Source organism: Agathobaculum sp. TL06 (genome assembly GCF_054658635.1).
On the sequence record NZ_BAAGGY010000008.1, the window covers coordinates 80,272 to 99,099 of the forward strand.

The following is an 18,828-nucleotide window of genomic DNA, read 5'->3' on the forward strand; positions in this document are numbered from 1 at the left end:
TTTATGGGCCGACCGCGTACAGGTTGGTATCCCATGCCGGCACATACGGATGGTGGCGCAGGTACAGCCGGTAATCCGGACAAAGCGCATGCACCTGCAGCGCAAGGGAAAAGAAATCCCCGCTCCTATGGTAAGCCGCAAGGTTGAGCTTGGGCCGCCAGCTTCGGATGGTCTGCGCCGCACCGCGCAGCGCCTCCCGCTCCGCGCCCTCCACATCCATTTTCAAATAGGTGCATGGTCTGCCGCGCAGCACGCTGTCCAGCGCGCGCATCCTTGTTTCCCTGCCCGCACGCGAGATGCGCGACTGCCGCCCCGCCTGGTCCGAAAAGCACAAGACCGTATCCTCCGACCATGCGCCCGCCTGTTCCAGCGTTATATCCCCCGCAAGCTGTTCTTCCGCGTAGGCGGACAGCTTGCGGAAGCTGCGCCGGTCAGGCTCGAGCGCGGTGACCGAGGCAAACCGCCCGCCGGTATAATGCAGCAGCTCGCGGATTGTGTCCCCGTTATAAGCGCCCAGGTCGGCGAAATGCTCCTCCGGTCCAAGACGCAGCACGGCGCGGAACGCCTCGTCCTTATCGGTTTCGCTCGCGCGCAGATAACACAGCCTGCCGGACAGCTTGAAGCGGACGGTATCCAGAAACACAGCGCGCGACCGTTCATCCGCCAAAAGCGCATACGCCCGCTCCATCTCCCCGCTGTGCGCGCGCACGAACGCTTCGTCAAATACCGCGCCCTCCACGACCGGCACATCCGGCGCGACCACGTCGAAGCGCCGGTCGAGCGCATACATCTTGTCCAGCACCTCCGGACGCTGGCTGGCAAACGCAATCACGATCAGGATATCCTCCCCGAACGCATCGACCACCTCGTCCAGCCGATGCACCCGAAACCCGCGGAAGCTGTGTCCCCGCACAAATTCATCGCTTGCAAATACAGCGGCGGCCTGAATCCCCAGCCGCTCAAACTGCCGGAGTATCTTGTCCGCGCCGTCTCCCATGCCGTATAAAACAATCGGCCGCTTTTCTTCCTGCAGGCGCGTCCAGACGGACTGCTCGAGTGCCAAAAAATCCATTTCCAAAACTCCCTTATCCGTATCCCGTATATTATACGTTCCGCCATGCGCCCTGTAAAGCCCGCAGCCTGCAAATTTTTCCTCGGGCGGCGATTTTCTCGTTGCGGTTTCCAGTCCGTTACAGTATAATTTACTTATCAGTGCATCTACTTTAACGGGGAGGCGGTTCCGCATGGCAAAACCCAACGGCATTTTAGCGATGAATCCCGAGCAATACCGTGAGATCGACGGTGTTGTATTCGATTTGGACAGTTATGCGAAGCACTGCCGGCCGGTCGAGCAGACGCCCGCGCCGGAGGTGCCGGACGAGGCACCTGGTCCCGCGCCGGTATTCCCAGCCGACCCCTATCCCGCCGGCTGGTACCCCGCGGAGGAGGGACAAGCCCCCGTTCCCGTCATGGGAGGCGCGCTGCCCCCCCTCGAAACCGTCGTGACCGAAGACGGCATCACGATCCGGCGCACAGTTTGGGTGCAATGCGGTTCCGGCTCCGGTTCCTACCTGACCTCCTATACCACGTCCTACCGCACCAGCTATCGTTCGTCCGGCTCGGGTTCGTATTTTTTTGGTTCCTGCACTTACTTTGTCGGCGGCTACGGATTGGAGCTGATTTGAATGCTTTCCGCGTTTCATATCAACTGGACGCGCCCCTTTTTTGCGCGCACACCGGACCGGCCCTACGCGGTCGAACCGTTTGAACTGCTGACAACCGCGCTCTCCGCGCTTTCCTGGCAGAAAACCAACGGCTCCATCCGCATGATCTGCGACAGCACCGCCAAGCGATACTATGATGCGCTTGGCTTTTCCTTTCTCTGGGACGGCGGGGTGCATCCCCTGCTCGACGCTATGCCGGAGGACGTCAATCCCATCGCGTTTTGGGCGGCCAGCAAGCTGTATGCGCTTTCCGCCATGCCCGCGCCCTGTGTGATGATCGATACCGATTTTATCGTCTGGAAGCCGCTTGCGCCGCTGCTCCGCGGGCTGGATGCCGCCGCAGTCCACACGGAGGATATCATGCCCGATATCTATCCCGGGCCGGAGGCCTTTTCCCAGACGCGCGGCTTTGATTTTTCCGTTTTTGACTGGACCGTGCGCCCCTATAACACCGCGCTCGCCTATTTTGGCAGCGATGCGTTCCGGCGGCATTATACGGATACCGCGATCCGCTTTATCCGCGCCTCCGCTGCTGCGGACGACGTGCTGACCTACATGGTCTTTGCCGAACAGCGCCTCCTGGCGATGTGCGCGGCGCGGGAGCGCGTCCATGCCGCCGCGCTGTCCGACCTTGCCGCGCTGTTCAGCGGCGGGCAGCAGGGCTATTTCACCCATATCTGGGGCTTCAAACAGCAAATGCGGGACGAGCCCCTGCTTTACGAGGATTTCTGCTGCCGCTGCGCCGCGCGGCTGCGGCGCGACTTTCCTGAAGCGGCAGAACGGCTGGCCGGCGCGCCGCCGCTCTCCCCATATTTTTGAAAAGCGGTCTGCGCCCGAAACGCAGACCGCTTTTTTTATTCTTCATCCGGATAAGCCCGCCGGAGCTCCTCCAGCGTCGCCATCACCGCACCCTTGCGCTGTACGGTGAGCGACGCATACCGCGCGGAAAACCGTAAGTAGGACACCAGCCGTTCCTCCGAAAGCTGATCGAGCTGCTCCGCCGCAACCCCGTCCCGTGTCAGCTGGTACAGGAACGAACCGATGAAAGAATCGCCCGCGCCCGTTGTATCCGTAACAGGGACCGGAACCGTTTCGGTTTCCGCATGCGCGCCGCGTGTGTAGACCGCCGCCCCGTCCGCGCCGCGCGTGACAAGCAGCATGCGGCAGCCGCCCGCGAACAGCCTGCACGCGGCCTCGCGCTCCTCTTTACAGCCGGTCACAAACTCTACCTCATCGTCCGACAGCTTGACCAGGTCGGCAAACGGCAGGAACACCCGTATCGCGGCCTGGCAGTCCTCCGGACGCTCCCACAGCGGCAGACGCACATTGGGGTCGAACGAAATCAGCGCGCCGGCTTCCTGCGCCAGGCCGATCGCCCGGCGGTGCGCCGCCTTGACCGGCCAGTCCACCAGGTCCACCGAACAGAAATGCAGCGCCGCGCAGTCCGCAAACATGGCGGGCGTGATCTGTTCTTCGCACAAAAACAGGTCGGCCGAGGGATTGCGGAAGAAAGAAAACTCACGGTTTCCGGAAGCATCCAGGGATACAAAGGCCAGACCGGTGTTCGCCTTTCCGGTGCGGAACACGTTTTCGGTATCCACGCCGTTGGAATGCAGGACCTTGAGGATATGCGTGCCGAACGCATCCTCGCCGACCTGGGATATCATGCCCGCCGCGCCGCCCAGCCGTGCGACCGCGGCGGCGACATTCGCGGGCGCGCCGCCCGCCACGCGCTCAAAATGGGTGACCTCATCCAGCGCGCAGCCTTTCTGCTGCGGCACAAAGTCGATGAGCAGCTCCCCGATCGCCATAACCTTTTTCATATCCGTTCCTCCAGCAAATACCGTTCTATCGCCCTCGCGACCCCATTTTCCGTATGATCCGCCGTGCAGGCATCCGCAGCGGCGCGGATGTGCGCGGGCGCGTTCCCCATCGCCACGCTCAGGCCGGCCTGCCGCAGCATGGTCAAGTCGTTGTCGCTGTCTCCGACCGCCATCACCTGCCGCATGGAAAAACCAAGATGCGCGGCAAGCCGCTCCAGCCCTCTGCCCTTGTGTACGCCTTTCCGGTTGACCTCCACGTTTTTCAACGCGCCCCCGTACATCACAGACGGCGCAAGTTCAAACCGTCCGGTCGCCTCCAGCGCGCGCGTCATGCCGTCCACAACAGACGGGTCACGGTGGTACAAAATCGCCTTGGAAAAGCAAAGCCCTTTTTCCTCCAGCAGCGCCTCCCAATCCGCCAGCTCTTTCACATAAACCGCGCCATCCCACTGGCAGCTGACCATTTGATGGCCGCGCCGTCTCAGCTCGTCAAAAAAGCGGTTGAACCCGTCGCCAAAATACAGCCGTTCCGCTGTATAAAAGCAAGGGTCGGAAGCATAACGGCCGCACACCTCCAATATAGTCCGGCAGTCCCGCCGGTCCAGTCCGGCGGACAGCACGGTTTCCGACCCATCCAGCCGGCTGACCAGCGCGCCGTTTACCGTGACCGCCCAGTCCGCGGGCGCGAGAAGCTGTTCGCTGAACAGCCGCGCGTCCGCCAGATGGCGTCCGGTGCAAAGCGCGATCTTCACGCCGGCCATCTGCGCGCGGCGCACGGCGCGGGCGTTTTGTTCGGTCACACGGCTCGACCGGTCCAGCAGTGTACCGTCCAGGTCGAGCGCAAGCAATTGATACATGGTTTCCATTCCACCTGCTATTGGATTTCCAGCGCGCCCATCGCCCACAGCGCAGCCTCCCCGGCTCCTGTAAACGCGATGCCGCGCGCCTCGGGCGCCGGATAATAGCGGGTGGAAAGCACCCGCTCGCCTCGGTTTACGAACACCTCCGCCGAGGACGCATCCGCAAGGATGCGCAAATGTTCGACCTCCCGCTCCACGCAGGCGCGGCGCATGGTGCGCCCCGCACCGCCCGACTGGAAGGACAGGGTTATCCGGTTCCCCTCCCATTCTACCACAAGGCTCTCCCGAATGACAAGCTTTCCCGCGCCCTGCGGGCTGTATTCCAGATCGAACACCTGCGCGTTTTCCGGCGCAACGCGCTCCTGACGGAGCTTTTCCAGCTCCGGTACCGGATACCGCAGCAGCCGTGTGCCGTCACGGGTAATCTCACACGGCACGGTCAGACAGTGCTGCCAGCCGCTCTCCACGGTCGGGTTTTGATACTCCGCGTCCGGCATGCCCATCCAGCCGAGCATCAGGCGGCGGCCGCGGTCCTCGAACGACTGCGGCGCATAGAAATCAAAGCCGCAGTCCAGCTCGGTAAAGCCTCCGAGCGTGTACTCGCCCCGAAAATCCCCGTGCAGCGGGAAATAACCGCTGGAATAGATATTCTGGTATCGATCGCCCTGCTGGGCAACCCCCTGCGGCGAGCAGACCAGAAAGGACTGCTCCTCCAGCCCGAACAGGTCGGGACACTCCCACATATAGCCGAACTTTTCCGGTGTGGTGAGCGTATTGCGATGTGTCCACCGCCGCTTGTCCGCGGACTCGAATACCAATATCTCGCCCCGATCATCCAGTGTGCGCGCACCCAGCACCATATAATACATCCCGTCCTGTGTCCACACCTTGGGGTCGCGCACATGGCAGGTCAGTCCGGCCGGATAATCGGCGTTGGTGAGCAGCAGCTCGTCGGACTGCACCGATACCCCGTCCCGCGAGACGGCAAGCGCGGTGTTATGCCCGCGCCCCGCCGTGATATAGTCGTAATCCCCCGCCTGCTTGACGTTGCCGGTGTAATACAGATACATGACCCCATCCTCGACCAGCGCGGAGCCGGAATACACGCCGTGGACGTCCCACGGTTCATCCGGATAGAGCATAACCGGCAGCTTTTCCCACCGCAGCAGATCGCGGCTCCGGTAATGTCCCCAATGCTTGACACCGCCCGCCGCGTCAAACGGGCCGTACTGATAAAACACATGGTACCATTCCCCGCACCGGCACAGGCCGTTCGGGTCGTTGAGCCAGCCCACCGGCGGCATCAGATGGAACCGCTGGCGGTAGGGGTCCGCCGCAGCGCGCGGCCCGTCCTCGCGTTCGACCCGCTCGACCAGACGCGCCAGGTCCCTGTGTAATGCGTTGCTCATGCGTCCACCTCCTGCGCGGCCAGCGTGAGCAGCGTATCCCGATTTGCCGTTACCGCGCCCAGCGACAGCTCAACGGCCGCGTACTGGTCCGAATTGGTCACGATCACCGGCGTGATGGTCTTATAGCCCTCTTTTTCGATCGCTTCCGCATCGAATTCGAGCAGCAGCTCGCCTGCCTGCACGCGCTGTCCCTCCGCCACATGGCCGGTATAATGCTTGCCGTTCAGGTTCACCGTATCAATACCCACATGGATCAGCAGCTCCGCGCCGTTATCGCACTGCAGTCCGACCGCATGGCCCATGACTGCCGTGACCTCCGCCGCACAAGGCGCGTATATCCTGTTTTCCGCAGGCTTTACCGCAACGCCTTTCCCCAAAACCTCGGCTGCAAACGCCGGATCTCCGGTTTCGGAAAGCGGGACCGCCTCGCCGGTCAGCGGCGCGGCCACCGTTACCGTTCCGCCCTGCGGCACGGCCGCCGACTGTGCCGCTTCCGGCGCCGCAGCCGTATCCGGCTGCGGCTGGCGCGCCTCCTCTGGGATGCCCATGATCCAGGAAAGCGCAAACGCAACGCCCGCCGCGATGCCGACGGTCAGGATATATTGGATCGGATGGTGCAGGTGCAGAAGGATGCCGAAGATGCCCGTTACGCCTGTACCCGTCGCACCCAGCCCGACGATCGAAGCGTAAAGCGCGCCGCACGCGCCGCCGACCGCACCGGCGATGAACGGGCGGAAAAACCGCAGGTTCACGCCGAAGATCGCGGGCTCCGTAATGCCCATGAACGCCGACAGCGACGCGGGCAGAGCCATGGATTTGAGTTTTTTATTGCGGGTCTTGATCGCGACCGCCAGCGCCGCGCCGCCCTGCGCCACATTCGCCGCGCTGGCCAGCGGTAGCCAGAACGTCAGGCCGTATGCGCTCAGCTGGCCGAGGTCGATGATGGTATACATATGATGGATGCCGGAAACGACGGTCGTCGCATACAGCCCGCCCATGATGAACGAGCCGATGCCGAACGGAATCGCGATCAGCCACTGCACGCCGTCGATCACAAAGTTTTCCACTGTCGTGAACAGCGGCCCGATTGCGGCCAGTGTCAGGTATCCGGTCACAAACACCGAAACCAGCGGGGTGACGAACAGGTCGAACATCGGCGGCACGATTTTATGCAGCCGCTTTTCCAGAAAGCACATCACCCACACCGCGATGATGACCGGAATGACATGCCCCTGATAACCGACCAGCGGCACCTCGTATAAGCCGAAAAATACCTCCTGATAGGTCTGCACACCGTCCGCTACCGTCCATGCGTTCTGCAGGCTGGGGTGAATCATAATCATGCCCACGACCGCGCCGAGGAACGGGTTGCCGTCAAAGACCTTGGCCGCAGAAAATGCGATCAGAATAGGCAGGAACGTATACGCAACATTAGAAAACAGGTCCGCGAACACAAACAGCGAGCTTGTGCTGTCCAGCTCGATGAAGCCGTTGTTCACCATGAACTTGAGCGACTCCATAATGCCCATCAGGAAGCCGGACGCCACGATCGCCGGAATGATCGGCACGAAAATATCGCCCAGCGTCTTGATCGCGCGCTGGAACCAGTTGCCTTTCTGCGCGCCCTGCGCCTTTGCCTCGTCCTTGCTGACCGCCGCCGCGCCGGACTGCGCGATGAATTCATCGTACACCTTGTTTACCGTGCCTGTGCCGAAAATGATCTGAAGCTGTCCCTGCGCCTCAAATACGCCCTGCACGCCTTCCGCGTTTTCCAGCGCTTTCTTGTCGACCTTGCCGTTGTCCGCGATCACAAGGCGCAGGCGCGTTGCACAATGCGCCGCTGAAATAATGTTTTCCTTCCCGCCGATGCTTTCCAGCACCCCGGCCGCCGCTCTTTTGTAATCCACAGCGATTCACCCTTTCTTTTTTGTGAAATCGATTTCACTTTATGGGTTAATTATACGCCCTATGCAGGCCTTTGTAAATCCGCAATCCTGTCCAAATATCCCGCCCTTTTTTTGCGCATTTCACCCAATCCCCCTTTTTAGGATACCCCATTTTACACAAAAAAGCCGCTCCTGCCTTGGCAGGAACGGCTGCGCCCTTTCTATGGTTTTCCGCTTCAGGTCGTTTCTCCCAAACGGATTTCAAAGCCTAATTTAAGCTGTTTTTTGCGATCCATCCCCTGTTCGATAATTTCAATCAGGTCTTTTGCAGCTTCTTCGCCGCTGGTCTGGTAATAGTAATGCGCGGTCGTGAGACGCGGGCGGATCAATTCGCCCAGCCGCGAATGGCCAATGCCTGCCAGTGCAACATCCTCCGGCACACGCCGTCCATACCGCTCGAGCCGGTTCATTGCGCCGATCGCTATGGAATCGGTTGCACAAAAAATCCCGTCCACATCGGGCGCGCGCTGCAGCATACGCTCCGCTGCGGCGTAGCCTCCGTCAATGGAGAAATCGCTCTGTTCCATGCGGGACGCCGCTTCTTCCAGTCCGGCTTCATGGAGCGCATCCAAAAAACCCGCCCGTCGGGACGCACCCGCCGCTTTGTCCCGCTGGGTCACGCCAATATAGCCGAGCTTTTTCCTGCCGCCCTGCAGCATCAGCCGCGTGACCGCATAGGCCGCGCCACGGTCATCGTGGTAGACGCAGGCCACCCCGTCCATCTGCTGCCCCAGCAGGACAACCGGCACGCTGCACGACTGCACCGCCCTTCGATGCGCCGGCGACAGGATCGTTGCCACCAGAAGCACGCCGTCCACGTTTCCCGTGCGGAACACCTCCAGATATTCCAGCTCCTTGTCAATCCGGTTCTCGGTGTTGGCCAGCAGCAGGCGGTAGCCCTGCTCCTCAAATATGCGCGAAATACCGGCCACCACACGGCTGACCGCCTCGGAATCGATGCGCGGCACAATCACGCCGATCATACGGCTTTTTCCCGTGCGCAAAGTCTGCGCCTGTTGGGATGGGATATATCCGGTCTCCTCAATGACACGGCGGATTGCCTCGCGTTTTTCCGAGCTGATATAGCCGTTATTCAGGTAGCGGGAAACCGCCGCCTTGGATACGCCTGCCCGCTGTGCAATCTCCGCAATCGTCATTTTTCGTTTTCCACTCCTTTGTTCCTATTCGCGCAGCATGGCGCGCCGACGCTTATAATCCGGCATATAGCGTTCCACCAGCTCCCAAAAACGGGGGCCGTGATTTTTATGGACAATGTGCGCAAGCTCATGCACGACCACATAATCAATCGCGGCGTCCGGATAATCCATCAGGCGCCAGGAAAAGCACAGCCTGTTTTTCGCACTGCAGGAGCCGAACCGCGTCCGCGCGGCGGTAATCCTTATCCCAGCCGGCCGCAGCCCCATCCGTTCCGCATACCGCGCCACCCGACGCGGAAGCTCGTCCCGCGCCTGCGCTTCCAGTTCTGCGCGGCGCGCGGCGTCCGGCTCCGGATGCGCCTCCCGACGCAACGCCTGCCTTGCGCGCGCACGGTCAATCCAGGCCCCCTGACCGCTCACGAAGCGCGCGATCTCCCGCTCCGGAACGCGCAGCGGCGCACGCACCACCACCGCGCCATCCTGCCGCACCTCGACCGCCAACGTCCGCCGGCGGGAGCGGACCACCTCATACCGGTCCACGCGCCTGCTCCCTGCTTTCCACGGTCCGGTTATACAAAAATGTGACGACTGAAACGCCGCAGATCACGGCATAGCCGACGACGCTCATCCAATCCGGAACCTGGCCGAACAGGAAAAAGCCAAACAACGCGGTAAACAAAACCTGGGAATAATCAAACACAGAAATCTCCTTTGCCGGCGCATGCGCATAAGCCAGCGTCACGCCGAACTGCCCCAGCGTGGCCGCAAAGCCCGCGCCAAGCAGATACACAAGCTGCAGCCAGGACATCGGATGGAAATCAAGAATCAGAAACGGCAGCGTGACCAACGTCGAAAAAGCGGAGAAGAAAAAGACGATCCGCGCGCTTTTCTCCTGTTTTTTGGAAAGCGCGCGAACCGCGGTATAAGCCGCGCCCGCGGCAATACCGCCCAGCAGGCCGATAAACGCCGGAAACGCCTCTGCCGAAAAGCCGGGCTTGATAATCAGCATGCTTCCGCCAAACGCCACCAGAACCATCCCGTATTGGAACAGGTTGGCCCGCTCTTTCAACAGGAAAAGGGAAAATAAAATTGCGAAAAACGGCGACATCCTATTCAAGATATTCGCGTCCGCCAAAACCAGGCGGTCAATCGCATAGTAGTTGCAGAAAATGCCGAGCGTGCCGCACGACGCGCGCAGAAGCAAAAGAGGCAGGTTCCCTTTCTCCCACCGGAATCCGCTCCCATCGCGTTTGAGCAGCACCGCGGCCACGACCATCGCAACCGCGTTGCGGAAAAAAGATTTTTGTGTAAAAGGCAGATCGCCCGCCAAGCGGACGAAAGCGCTCATCATCGCAAACCCCAGCGCGGAAAGCAGGATGAAGCCGATCGCCTTGCTTTTATTGGAAAGCACCAATGTTTCCCCCTGTCATTCATTCTCTCCCTGCTATCTTATCACAAATCCATGAAATATGCAAAGCATCTGCGAACAGCCGGATGCTCGATATTCCATGCCGCGCAGCGCATTCAGAGGATCGTGCCGTTCCCGTCGTCCGTCTCTTTCGTGATGGACCGTATGACGACCGTATAGGCCGCCCCGTCATCGGTCTCCACTTTCACGCGCTCCCCCGCCTTCCTGCCGAGCACCGCTCTGCCCAGGGGCGCTTCCCGACTGATGCGCCCCTGCAGCGGGTCGCACCGAACCGTGGTCACAACCTGTATCGTTTCGGTTTCATCGTCCTCCTCAAAGTACAGCTCCACCTTATCGAACAGCCCGATTTCATCCGCACCCGCGCGGTCCTCTATGATATGGGCGGATTTAATCATCCGCTCCAAATAGCGGATCCGGCTGCGGTTGCGGTTTTGCGCCTGCTTGGCCGCTTTATATTCAAAGTTTTCGCTCAGGTCCCCGAACGCTCTCGTTCTTTTGACCTCCTCAATCAGCTCCGGCATCAGTTCCAGCTTCCGGTGCTCCAACTCCTTTTGCATCATCGCAATATCCTGCGCAGTCAGATCATTGTGCATTGTCGTCGTCCGTCCTTTCCATCCCGCCGCACCGTTTCATCCGGATTATTCCCGATGCCGCGGCGTTTTCCTGTATACTTAAAAAACACCGCACGGAACGTGCAGTGTTTTTTAATATGAACCTGTAAAAAATACAGTATGGTGCCGGTGACCGGACTCGAACCGGTACGCTGTCGCCAGCGGTGGATTTTGAGTCCACTACGTCTACCAATTCCATCACACCGGCATATTTGGTGCAGCAGAGTTATTATATCATACTGCACCACTGTTTTCAAGAGAACAGGAGCAAAATCTTGTCCTTTATTCCCAGCACGAAAATCACCAGCACGATCAGCGGCAGGATATAGCTGACATAGACACGGATCCCATCGCGCACCTTGAGGCCACCGCCCTCGTTGGCCTCCTCCTTAAAGTTTTTCCAGCCCCAACCATAACGGCTGGTGCAGAACAGCAGGTAAATGATCGACCCCAACGGCAGCCAGATGTTGGAAACCAGGAAATCCTCCAGATCCAGCACAGCAGTCCCATCGCCAAACGGCTGGAAGCCCGACCAGATGTTATAGCCCAATACACAGGGAAGCGAGAGCAGGATTATCAGGATGATGTTGACCCCTGCAACCTTTTTCCGGCTGGCGCCGGTCAGGTCCATGCCGCAGGAGATGATGTTTTCAAAAACCGCCAGAACCGTGGAAAACGCCGCGAACGCCATGAACACAAAGAACAGGCTGCCCCACAGCCGCCCCATCGCCATATGGTTGAAAATATTCGGCAGGGTGACGAAAATCAGGTTCGGGCCGCTGTCCGGCGAGACGCCGAACGCAAAGCAGGCTGGGAAAATAATCAGACCCGCGGTGAACGCAACAAAGGTATCCAGGATCGCCACATTGACCGCTTCGCCCAGCAGGGCGCGGCTCTTGCCAACGTAGCTTCCGAAAATCGCCATCGCGCCAATGCCCAGAGACAGCGTAAAGAACGACTGGTTCATCGCGCCGACAATGACATTGACGATACCGGCTTCCTGCATCCGGTTCAGGTCCGGAATCAGGTAGAACTTCAGGCCTTCGCCGGCGCCTTCCGTCAGGATGCTGTTGACCGCCAGAATCACCATGATCGCCAGCAGCGCGAGCATCATCACCTTGGTCACGCGCTCCAGGCCGCTCTGTAGTCCAAACGAATTGATTGCAAAGCCCACAACGACGACAACGACCATCCAGCCCCCCATTACAAGCGGCTGGCTGAGCATTTCGGGAAATACCGCCTGCACCTGCTCGGTCGTCGCCCCTTCAAACCGTCCGGAAGCGGTCAGATAGAAATAATGCAGCATCCAGCCGCACACAGTCGTATAAAACATCATCAGCAGGTAGTTGCCGATCATGGCCAGATAACCGTGGATATGCCATTTCTGTCCCGACTTTTCCAGCGCCTGGTAAGCGCGCACCGGACTTTTCTGGCTGGCGCGGCCCACCGCAAATTCCATCGTCATGATCGGCAGTCCCAGGATGATTAAAAAGAGCACATAAAACACGACAAACGCGCCGCCGCCGTACTGTCCCACCATCCAGGGAAACTTCCACACATTGCCCACGCCGATGGCGCACCCTGCCGAGAGCAGGATGAACCCCAGGCGGGAGCCCAGTCTTTCTCTTTGCATTGCTACATACCCCTTATAAAACTTACATCTTTATATTTTCAAACGTCCGCGACGTCTGATTTCTCCTGAAAACGCAGCCGCCTGCGTTTTTCCCGCAGCGCGCGGAAAAAATCTCTGAGGACCGCCGCGCACGCCTCCTCCATCACGCCGGAAACAACTGCCGGCCTGTGGTTATACGGCAGCGCGAACAGGTCGACCAGCGTGCCGCATGAGCCGGCTTTCGGGTCGGGCGCCCCGTAATATACCGTTTTGATCCGCGCGTTGATGATAGCGCCCGCGCACATCGGACACGGCTCCAGCGTAACATACAGGTCGCATTTATGCAGCCGCCAGCCGCCCAGTTTTCTGCACGCCTTTTCGATGGCCTCGATCTCCGCATGATGGAGCGCGTTTTTTTTGGTCTCCCTGCGGTTCCGGCCGCGGCCGACAATTTTCCCCTCGCAGACGACCACCGCGCCCACCGGCACCTCGCCCTCCTCCGCCGCCTTTTGGGCGAGACGGAGCGCCGCTTTCATGTATTTTTGCTGTTCTGTCATCCACCGGCCTCCGCACCGCTCCATCAAAAACACCCGTCCAATGGCGGGTGTTTTTTTGCCTTGCCTTTGCCGGATGCAAGCCCCGGCAAGCGCTATACTGCTGCGCAGCATATGGGCTCGGACTTTGCGCCCGTTTATTGCATCATCTGACGCTGCCGCGAAAGGTTCATCGTTCCGTCCTGCATGCCGGACAGGTTCTCCAGGCAGTTGCCCGTGCCGTAAGCAACACAGGAAATCGCTTCATCCGCGATGTGGGTCGGGATGCCAGTCTTGGACGCGACCAGCTTGTCGAAGCCCCAGATCAGCGAACCGCCGCCGGTCATCACGATGCCGTTGGTCGAAATATCGCCGGTCAGCTCGGGCGGCGTCCGCTCGATGACCCAGTGGATCGCCTCGACGATCGACGCGCTGACTTCCTCCAAGGCGTCCAGCACCTCGGTCGAGTTGACCGAGAACGTGCGCGGCAGGCCGGTCATCAGGCAGCGCCCCTTGACCTCCATCGATACCTCTTCCGTGCGCGGATAAACGCAGCCGATGGTCTTTTTGATCTGCTCCGCGGTGCGCTCGCCGATCAGGGCGTTGTGCTTCCGGCGGACATATTTGACGATCGCTTCGTCGAACTTATCGCCCGCAATCTTGATCGAAGTGGATTCCACAATGCCGCCGAGCGAAATAACCGCAACGTCGGTCGTACCGCCGCCGATATCGACCACCATGTTGCCGTTCGGCTTTGCAATATCAATGCCCGCGCCGATCGCCGCCGCGACCGGCTCCTCGATCAGGAACACACGCTTTGCGCCCGCCTGGGTGCCGGCGTCGATCACCGCGCGTTCCTCGACCTCGGTGATGATCGAAGGCACGCAAATCACCACGTTGGGCTTAAACAGGCGGAAGCCCTGCACCTTACGGATAAATTCCTTAATCATGCGCTCGGTCATTTCATAGTCTGAAATCACGCCCTCGCGCAGCGGCCGGATGGCAATAATGTTGCCTGGTGTGCGGCCCAGCATCTTCTGCGCCTCCGCGCCGACGGACAGGATCTTGCCCGACACCTTATCCACCGCGACAACCGATGGTTCGTTCAGCACCACGCCTTTCCCCTTGACGTAGACCAGAACCGTCGCCGTGCCGAGGTCAATGCCGATATCACTCGAAAAAAGCGAAAACTTTTTCGCTAATGTTTCCAGAAAAGAAGCCATAATCTTCATTCATCCTTTTTGCTCTGTTACCGCCGATTTGCAGTATTTTTATTATACCCCATACACCAGTCGGTTTTCAAGGCTATTTGCGAAAATATTGTCAAACCGACAACATTTCCCTGCGTTTTATCCGAGAACCGATGCATCCGGCGCCGGTTCCGCGCGCAGGCGCGCCTTGAGCGCGCTGTACCGCCGGCCCTTCTGGTTGTTTTCCACCATATAAGCGACCGTATCCGCGCTGCCGACGATCACCAGAAGCTGCCTGGCGCGCGTAATCGCGGTATAAAGGATATTGCGCGTCAGCAGGCGGCGCGGCAGCCCGTCGGACAGCGCCAGCACGACCGCGTCAAACTCGCTGCCCTGCGACTTGTGTACCGTGACCGCATATGCCAGCTCCAGCTCGCCCAGCATATCATAGGTGTAGGTTGCGATGCGGTCGTCAAACCGGATGACCATGCATTCCTGCTGCGGGAATATCTGCAGTATTTCCCCCACATCGCCGTTGAATATGCCCGTCCCCTGCTCCTCGTCCTCCCGACGCTCCCATACGATGTCGTAATTGTTGCGCACCTGCATCACCCGATCTCCCTCGCGGAATATCCAGTCCCCGAAGCGCTTTTCCAGCTTGCTTTCCGCGGGTGGATTGAGGGCTTCCTGTAAGCGTCGGTTGAGCGCCATCGTGCCGCTCCCCTGCCGCTTGGCGGGCGACAACACCTGAATCTGCGCTGGGGTAAAGCCGTAATGCTTCGGCAAACGCGACGCGCAAAGCTGCGCGACCGTTTCGATCACCGCAGACGGCTCGGCACGCTTGAGAAAAAAGAAGTCTCCGTCCGCGCCGGACGGGACCGGCATTCGGCCCGCGTTGACCGCATGCGCGTTCATCACGATATCGGATTTCTGCGCCTGCCGGAAAATCTCGGTCAGCTCAATCGTCGGGACACGGTGGGAGCCGATCATATCCCGCAGAAAATTGCCCGGTCCCACCGGCGGGAGCTGGTCCGCGTCGCCCACCAGCACCAGCCGCGCCCCATGCGGCAGCGCCTCGACCAACGCCTGCATCAGCGTGATATCCACCATGGATACCTCGTCCAGAATCACCGCGTCGCATTCCAACGGATTCGTCAGGTTACGCGCAAAGGCGGTGCGCCCTCCGGCGGCAAAGCCGGCTTCCAGCAGCCGGTGGATGGTTCTGGCCTCCATGCCGGTCAGATCGGATAAGCGTTTGGCCGCCCGTCCGGTTGGGGCCGCGAGCAGCGTGTGCAGGCCCAATGCCTCAAAAACCTGCAGGATGCCGCGCACGGTGGTCGTTTTGCCCGTACCCGGCCCGCCGGTCAGGATCACAAGCCCGCTGCGCGCCGCCACGGAAATGGCCTGCTTCTGCTTTTCCGAATAGGGGAATTCACTGCCCTCCATCAGCGCGCCGAGCAGCTCGTCCACGTCAAAGTCATACATAAAGCTGCGCTCCGCCATACTGCCCAGCATCTCTGCGAGATAGGCTTCGGCGTCATGGATGCTGCGCAGATAGACCGCGTCTCTGCCCGCGATCTGTTCCCGCACCAGCTTCCCGCGCTCACTCAGCTGCAGGATGCTCTCCAGCGCCCGCGCCTCATCGAACTCCACATCCTCATCCGACAGCAGCATGCAGACCGTATGGGTCAGCTTTTCCAACGGTATGAACGTATGCCCGTTATCCAGGTTAAACGTCAGGGTATACAGCACGCCCGCGTCCGCCCGTTCGTCCGACAGCAGCGACAGCCCCAGTTCCATCGCCAGCCCGTCCGCGATACGGAACTCCACATCATAATACGGATCGCACAGCAGATACGGGTTTTCGCACAGTGCATCGATCGCACTGTCGTGCAGCCGCTTATACAGCAGCGGCGTCAGCGATACCGGCAGGTTATGCTCGCTCAAAAAATCCATCAGCAGGCGCATTTCGCTTTGCTCGACAAACTGCCTGCCGATTTCCCGCGCTTTCTTTTCCGTAATACCCCGAATCTCGGTCAGGCGGTCGGGATCATGTGTCAGAACGTCAAAAGTATCCTCCCCAAAGCGTTCCGCGATCCGCGCCGCCAGACGCTGCCCCACGCCGCGAATCAGTCCGGAGCCCAAGTATTCGGCGATGCCGCGCACGGACGATGGCAGGCGCCGCTCAAACGCTTCTGTGGCGAACTGCTCGCCATAGGAGGGATGCGTGACCCAATAGCCGGTCAGGATAACCTGTTCCCCGGGTCCGATATTGGGGAACGTGCCGGTCGCCGTTACCTCCGCCCCCTCTTCGGAGGCAAGGCGCAGCACGGCGTAACCGTTTTCCTGATTATAGAAAACGATCTGTTCCACCGTGCCGCGTATCAATACGTATTCTCTTTCGTCCACCCGATATGTTCCTCTACTTCCATGTCATTCCAAATACATCATGTCCTGCCGCGCCGCCATATGCTTCGCCACATTTTGGCCCTGCCCGCTGCCGATCTCGACGAATGTGATCGACATGCCGGGCAGATACTGCTTACGGATCCGCAGGGCGGTCCGGATCAGCTGCTCGCTCGACGCATCGCAGCCATCCCCGTACAACGTCAGCTCCGCCGAGCCATGCAGCCGCAGCATACGCGCAAAAACGATTTCATATACGGTGTGCAAAACGGTATAAAACCCTACCGCGGCAAATACCGCCAGCACAGATTGCCAGAAAACAGACATGGTTTTCCCCTCCTGCTTTCAGGCTATGCCGCAGGCGGGCCGCATGTTACGCAGCGTTATATCAATTGTAGCACAAGTCGGCAAAAAAGTAAAATACCGCCGCACAACGAAAGGCTGCAGGCATCACGCCCGCAGCCCCCGCACCGTCCGTTTGCCCTTTACGTCTCGTGCTCGATGCACCACTCGGTCAGATCCTCGCTGTTCGTGCCGCGCATCGGGTGCGCCCGCCCGCAGTTCCGCTCATGCGGCGGCAGCGCCTCCCCTTGCGTCTGAACGTCGTTCTGACGGTGGCAGTCGCTGAGCTCATGTCCGCCGCTGCGCGCTGCAACGCTCGGTTTGCTCCGTTCCATCCATTCAATATTCTTTTTTGCGGATTCCAGCTGCTGCGCGGAAACCTCATGCTCGTTTTTCATCAAGCATCCCTCCTCACAGCTATTGTGCCGCGCGTCCGCACGCTTTAGACAAGAAAAAACTCCCATGCAAAGCATGGGAGTTTAATGATTGCCAATTAGTCAGCGTTGATCTTGGTAACAACGCCCGAACCAACCGTACGGCCACCCTCACGGATAGCGAAACGGAGGCCTTCCTCGATCGCGATCGGGGTAATCAGCTCAACGTCCATCTCAACGTTGTCGCCCGGCATGCACATCTCAACGCCCTCCGGCAGAGCGATAACGCCGGTAACGTCGGTGGTGCGGAAGTAGAACTGGGGACGGTAGTTGTTGAAGAACGGAGTATGACGGCCGCCCTCTTCCTTCTTCAGAACGTAAACCTGACCGTGGAACTTGGTGTGCGGGTGGATGGAGCCCGGCTTCGCCAGAACCTGGCCGCGCTCAACCTCGGTCTTCTGGATGCCGCGGAGCAGCGCGCCGATGTTGTCGCCAGCCTCAGCGTAATCCAGCAGCTTGCGGAACATCTCGATACCGGTAACAACGGTCTTGCGCGGCGCGTCCATCAGGCCGACGATCTCAACTTCCTCGCCCATCTTCAGCTGGCCACGCTCAACACGGCCGGTAGCAACCGTACCACGGCCAGTGATGGAGAATACGTCCTCAACCGGCATGATGAACGGCTTGTCAGCCGCACGGTCCGGCGTCGGGATATAGGAGTCAACAGCGTCCATCAGCTCGCGGATGCAAGCGTACTCCGGCGCGTTCGGATCGGTGGACTCAGAGGTCAGAACGCCCAGCGCGGAACCGCGGATTACCGGAATGTCGTCGCCCGGGAACTCGTAGGAGGACAGCAGATCGCGGATCTCCATCTCAACGAGATCGAGCAGCTCCTCGTCGTCAACCTGGTCAACTTTGTTCATGAATACAACGATATACGGAACGCCTACCTGACGGGCAAGCAGGATGTGCTCACGGGTCTGCGGCATCGGGCCGTCAGCGGAAGAAACAACCAGGATCGCGCCGTCCATCTGAGCAGCGCCGGTGATCATGTTCTTAACGTAGTCGGCGTGGCCCGGGCAGTCAACGTGCGCATAATGGCGGTTCTTGGTATGGTACTCAACGTGAGCGGTATTGATCGTAATGCCGCGCTCCTTCTCCTCCGGCGCCTTGTCGATGGAGTCGTACGCCTGGTACTCAGCCTCGCCCTCGAGAGCCAGAACCTTGGTGATCGCCGCGGTCAGCGTGGTCTTGCCATGGTCAACGTGGCCGATGGTACCGATGTTAACGTGCGGCAGGGAGCGGTCAAATTTTTCCTTTGCCATTGTGGATATCCTCCTCGTAAATTGAATTCATAGTCATGGTGAGTTTATTCTACTGCAAATCACAGAAAAATGCAATAGTTCGGCAAT

At 59.7% G+C, this 18,828-nt stretch carries 18 protein-coding genes and 1 tRNA gene; 2 read left to right on the top strand and 17 right to left on the bottom strand.

Going from position 1 to position 18,828, the window contains the following annotated elements; all coding sequences use genetic code 11:
- Position 1: 1 nt before the first annotated feature.
- Positions 2-1,072 carry an FkbM family methyltransferase gene (locus ACYQ3S_RS06360; RefSeq protein WP_459687911.1) on the bottom strand — a complete coding sequence of 357 codons (1,071 nt, stop codon included), beginning with the start codon at positions 1,070-1,072 and terminating at the stop codon, positions 2-4.
- Positions 1,073-1,244: 172 nt separating this feature from the next.
- On the opposite strand from ACYQ3S_RS06360, the gene ACYQ3S_RS06365 reads away from it, so the two are divergent.
- On the top strand, positions 1,245-1,685 hold the full coding sequence (locus tag ACYQ3S_RS06365) for a hypothetical protein (protein WP_459687913.1): 441 nt from the start codon (positions 1,245-1,247) through the stop codon (positions 1,683-1,685).
- Positions 1,686-2,543: a hypothetical protein gene (locus ACYQ3S_RS06370; protein ID WP_459687915.1), complete on the top strand. Its 858-nt coding sequence runs from the start codon at positions 1,686-1,688 to the stop codon at positions 2,541-2,543. It abuts the gene before it with no gap.
- Between the two features lie 35 nt (positions 2,544-2,578).
- Here the strand turns inward: ACYQ3S_RS06370 and ACYQ3S_RS06375 are convergent, their stop codons facing one another.
- The 16 genes from ACYQ3S_RS06375 to tuf all read right to left on the bottom strand — a co-directional run bounded on the left by ACYQ3S_RS06375 (position 2,579) and on the right by tuf (position 18,741).
- Positions 2,579-3,547, bottom strand: coding sequence for a carbohydrate kinase family protein (locus ACYQ3S_RS06375; protein ID WP_459687917.1), 969 nt, complete (start codon positions 3,545-3,547; stop codon positions 2,579-2,581).
- On the bottom strand, positions 3,544-4,404 hold the full coding sequence (locus ACYQ3S_RS06380) for a Cof-type HAD-IIB family hydrolase (RefSeq protein WP_459687919.1): 861 nt from the start codon (positions 4,402-4,404) through the stop codon (positions 3,544-3,546). The genes ACYQ3S_RS06375 and ACYQ3S_RS06380 overlap by 4 nt, the downstream gene beginning before the upstream one ends.
- Positions 4,405-4,421: 17 nt before the next feature.
- Complete coding sequence (locus ACYQ3S_RS06385; protein WP_459687921.1) at positions 4,422-5,816, bottom strand: glycoside hydrolase family 32 protein; 1,395 nt, start codon at positions 5,814-5,816, stop codon at positions 4,422-4,424.
- Positions 5,813-7,723 (bottom strand): glucose PTS transporter subunit IIA, encoded by a 1,911-nt coding sequence (locus ACYQ3S_RS06390; RefSeq protein WP_459687923.1) that lies wholly within the window; start codon positions 7,721-7,723, stop codon positions 5,813-5,815. The genes ACYQ3S_RS06385 and ACYQ3S_RS06390 overlap by 4 nt, the downstream gene beginning before the upstream one ends.
- A gap of 215 nt (positions 7,724-7,938) precedes the next feature.
- Positions 7,939-8,919 carry a LacI family DNA-binding transcriptional regulator gene (locus ACYQ3S_RS06395; protein ID WP_459687925.1) on the bottom strand — a complete coding sequence of 327 codons (981 nt, stop codon included), beginning with the start codon at positions 8,917-8,919 and terminating at the stop codon, positions 7,939-7,941.
- A 24-nt stretch (positions 8,920-8,943) separates the two neighbouring features.
- Complete coding sequence (locus ACYQ3S_RS06400) at positions 8,944-9,459, bottom strand: M48 family metallopeptidase (protein WP_459687927.1); 516 nt, start codon at positions 9,457-9,459, stop codon at positions 8,944-8,946.
- Positions 9,446-10,330: a DMT family transporter gene (locus tag ACYQ3S_RS06405; RefSeq protein WP_459687929.1), complete on the bottom strand. Its 885-nt coding sequence runs from the start codon at positions 10,328-10,330 to the stop codon at positions 9,446-9,448. Before ACYQ3S_RS06405 ends, ACYQ3S_RS06400 begins: the two co-directional genes overlap by 14 nt.
- Before the next feature lie 113 nt (positions 10,331-10,443).
- A complete protein-coding gene (locus tag ACYQ3S_RS06410; RefSeq protein WP_459687931.1) occupies positions 10,444-10,941 on the bottom strand; it encodes a GreA/GreB family elongation factor in 498 nt (165 codons plus the stop codon).
- Positions 10,942-11,080: 139 nt separating this feature from the next.
- A tRNA-Leu gene (locus ACYQ3S_RS06415) sits at positions 11,081-11,167 on the bottom strand.
- Positions 11,168-11,212: 45 nt separating this feature from the next.
- Entirely contained in the window at positions 11,213-12,592 is a 1,380-nt protein-coding gene (locus ACYQ3S_RS06420; protein ID WP_459687933.1) for a sodium-dependent transporter, read from the bottom strand.
- Between the two features lie 38 nt (positions 12,593-12,630).
- Positions 12,631-13,128 (bottom strand): tRNA adenosine(34) deaminase TadA, encoded by a 498-nt coding sequence (tadA, locus tag ACYQ3S_RS06425; protein WP_459687935.1) that lies wholly within the window; start codon positions 13,126-13,128, stop codon positions 12,631-12,633.
- Between the two features lie 134 nt (positions 13,129-13,262).
- On the bottom strand, positions 13,263-14,327 hold the full coding sequence (gene mreB, locus ACYQ3S_RS06430; RefSeq protein WP_054327675.1) for a rod shape-determining protein: 1,065 nt from the start codon (positions 14,325-14,327) through the stop codon (positions 13,263-13,265).
- Positions 14,328-14,453: 126 nt separating this feature from the next.
- Positions 14,454-16,703 carry an SF1B family DNA helicase RecD2 gene (recD2, locus tag ACYQ3S_RS06435; RefSeq protein WP_459687938.1) on the bottom strand — a complete coding sequence of 750 codons (2,250 nt, stop codon included), beginning with the start codon at positions 16,701-16,703 and terminating at the stop codon, positions 14,454-14,456.
- A gap of 24 nt (positions 16,704-16,727) precedes the next feature.
- On the bottom strand, positions 16,728-17,027 hold the full coding sequence (locus ACYQ3S_RS06440; RefSeq protein WP_459687940.1) for a hypothetical protein: 300 nt from the start codon (positions 17,025-17,027) through the stop codon (positions 16,728-16,730).
- Between the two features lie 158 nt (positions 17,028-17,185).
- Positions 17,186-17,440, bottom strand: a complete 255-nt coding sequence (locus ACYQ3S_RS06445) for a hypothetical protein (protein ID WP_459687942.1) — start codon at positions 17,438-17,440, stop codon at positions 17,186-17,188.
- A 95-nt stretch (positions 17,441-17,535) separates the two neighbouring features.
- Positions 17,536-18,741 carry an elongation factor Tu gene (gene tuf / locus ACYQ3S_RS06450; protein WP_459687944.1) on the bottom strand — a complete coding sequence of 402 codons (1,206 nt, stop codon included), beginning with the start codon at positions 18,739-18,741 and terminating at the stop codon, positions 17,536-17,538.
- Positions 18,742-18,828 lie beyond the last annotated feature (87 nt).

Bases quoted from the DNA above. Each gene is read 5' to 3' on its own strand.
- ACYQ3S_RS06445 (WP_459687942.1), bottom strand. From the start codon at position 17,440: ATGAAAAACGAGCATGAGGTTTCCGCGCAGCAGCTGGAATCCGCAAAA.
- ACYQ3S_RS06440 (WP_459687940.1), bottom strand. From the start codon at position 17,027: ATGTCTGTTTTCTGGCAATCTGTGCTGGCGGTATTTGCCGCGGTAGGG.
- ACYQ3S_RS06420 (WP_459687933.1), bottom strand. From the start codon at position 12,592: ATGCAAAGAGAAAGACTGGGCTCCCGCCTGGGGTTCATCCTGCTCTCG.
- ACYQ3S_RS06385 (WP_459687921.1), bottom strand. From the start codon at position 5,816: ATGAGCAACGCATTACACAGGGACCTGGCGCGTCTGGTCGAGCGGGTC.
- tadA (WP_459687935.1), bottom strand. From the start codon at position 13,128: ATGACAGAACAGCAAAAATACATGAAAGCGGCGCTCCGTCTCGCCCAA.
- ACYQ3S_RS06375 (WP_459687917.1), bottom strand. From the start codon at position 3,547: ATGAAAAAGGTTATGGCGATCGGGGAGCTGCTCATCGACTTTGTGCCG.
- ACYQ3S_RS06395 (WP_459687925.1), bottom strand. From the start codon at position 8,919: ATGACGATTGCGGAGATTGCACAGCGGGCAGGCGTATCCAAGGCGGCG.
- tuf (WP_459687944.1), bottom strand. From the start codon at position 18,741: ATGGCAAAGGAAAAATTTGACCGCTCCCTGCCGCACGTTAACATCGGT.
- ACYQ3S_RS06365 (WP_459687913.1), top strand. From the start codon at position 1,245: ATGGCAAAACCCAACGGCATTTTAGCGATGAATCCCGAGCAATACCGT.
- ACYQ3S_RS06370 (WP_459687915.1), top strand. From the start codon at position 1,686: ATGCTTTCCGCGTTTCATATCAACTGGACGCGCCCCTTTTTTGCGCGC.
- ACYQ3S_RS06380 (WP_459687919.1), bottom strand. From the start codon at position 4,404: ATGTATCAATTGCTTGCGCTCGACCTGGACGGTACACTGCTGGACCGG.
- mreB (WP_054327675.1), bottom strand. From the start codon at position 14,327: ATGGCTTCTTTTCTGGAAACATTAGCGAAAAAGTTTTCGCTTTTTTCG.
- ACYQ3S_RS06410 (WP_459687931.1), bottom strand. From the start codon at position 10,941: ATGCACAATGATCTGACTGCGCAGGATATTGCGATGATGCAAAAGGAG.
- ACYQ3S_RS06360 (WP_459687911.1), bottom strand. From the start codon at position 1,072: ATGGATTTTTTGGCACTCGAGCAGTCCGTCTGGACGCGCCTGCAGGAA.